The sequence below is a fragment of the Kineococcus vitellinus genome (genome assembly GCF_009906315.1).
Classification (GTDB): domain Bacteria; phylum Actinomycetota; class Actinomycetes; order Actinomycetales; family Kineococcaceae; genus Kineococcus; species Kineococcus vitellinus.
In genome coordinates this window covers 1-1,454 of sequence record NZ_JAAALL010000539.1, presented here as the reverse complement: position 1 = coordinate 1,454, position 1,454 = coordinate 1, and the positions used below count along the sequence as shown (strand labels likewise).

The window sequence follows — 1,454 nt, the reverse complement described above, 5'->3', positions numbered from 1 at the left end:
CCCCATGGACCTCTCCCCGACGCCGCCGCCCACCCCCGCCTCGCGCTCGGCGGGGGTGGGCGGCGGCGTCGGGGAGAGGTCCATGGGGCGAACTGTCCGGCATCGGGGAGCGCCGCGCCCACCGATCACCCGATCGGGGGGCCGGACGGGTGCGGCGGCGCGACGCGGTCGGTGCTCACGGTGAAGCCGGCGGCGCGCAGGCGCGCGCCCAGCAGCGGGCCGATGCCGGTGGCCGGTGTCAGGACGCCCGCCGCGTCGGGCAGCCGGTCCTCGTCGAGGGCCAGCGCCAGCGCGCTCTGCCCGAGCATCACCGACGTCGCGGCGTAGCCGGGGTCGCCGGCGGCCGAGACGACGGTGCGCCAGCGGGAGCCGTCCTGCGCCCGCGCCCGCAGCGTCGTGGTGAACCGCCCCGTGCGGCGGGTGCGCTCGGAGGGCCCGGAGCCGGGGGCGGGCAGCAGGCGGTCCAGCAGCGGCCGCGCGGCCGGCACGCCCAGCGCCCGGGACAGCCCGGCCAGGGCGCCGGTGACCACGTGCGCCGTCGCGGCGGCGGCGGGCCCGGAGAAGACGAGGACCTCGCGGTAGCGCAGCGGCCCGTGGGCGTGCGCGCGCAGCGCGTTGCTGCGCCGCACCACGCGCGTGTTGCACGGCGCCATGACGAACGGCGCGCTCCAGCGCCCGTCGGGCAGGCGGGCCGGTGGCGGCAGGTCCGGCTGGGGGCCGAGGTCGGGCTCGCCCGCGCGGTCGGGGCTGAGCGCGTAGGGGTCGGCCAGCAGCGCGCGGGCGGCCGGGTCGCCGTGCGCGGTGTCGTGCTGCACCCGCAGCGAGTCCAGCGTGCCGCCGCTGACCCCGCCGCGCAGCGAGGACACCTCCAGGACCGCCTCCTCCAGCGGGCCGGCGCGCTCGGCGGTCAGCAGCACCGCCAGGTCCGAGGGCACCGAGTCGAAGCCGCAGGAGTGCACGATGCGCGCGCCGGTGGCGGCGGCGGTCTCGTGGCAGGCGTCGATGCTGCGGCGCACGAAGAGGACCTCGCCGGTGAGGTCGGCGTAGTGCGTGCCCTCCTGCGCGCACGCCCGCACCAGCGGCAGCCCGTGGCGCAGGTACGGCCCGACGGTGGAGGCGACGACCCGGGTGGCGGCGGCGAGCTCGCGCAGCGCTCCCGGGTCGGCCGCGTCGGCCTCCAGCAGCGGCCAGCCGGCGGCGGCGGGACCGAGGTCCTCGCGCACGCGGGCCAGCCGCTCGCGCGAGCGCCCCGCGAGGGCCGCGCGGAAGCCGGCGGGAGCGTGCGCGGCCAGGTGCGCGGCGACCAGGCGCCCCGCGAAGCCGCTCGCGCCGAACACCACGACGTCGAGGTCCCTGCTCACCCGCGGAGCGTAGGCGCGCGGGCGCGGGTCCGCCCGCCCGCGCCGGCCCGCGCCAGGAGCGCGCCGGCCCGGGCCGGCGCGCGTCAGGGGCGG

At 80.9% G+C, this 1,454-nt stretch carries 1 protein-coding gene; it reads right to left on the bottom strand.

Features of this window, described 5'->3' with window-relative positions; genetic code table 11:
* Positions 1 to 125 precede the first annotated feature (125 nt).
* The gene (locus tag GTQ99_RS23220; RefSeq protein ID WP_166618012.1) at positions 126 to 1,361 is read right to left on the bottom strand and encodes a saccharopine dehydrogenase NADP-binding domain-containing protein; all 1,236 of its coding nucleotides are present in this window, start codon (positions 1,359 to 1,361) and stop codon (positions 126 to 128) included.
* Between the last annotated feature and the right edge of the window lie 93 nt (positions 1,362 to 1,454).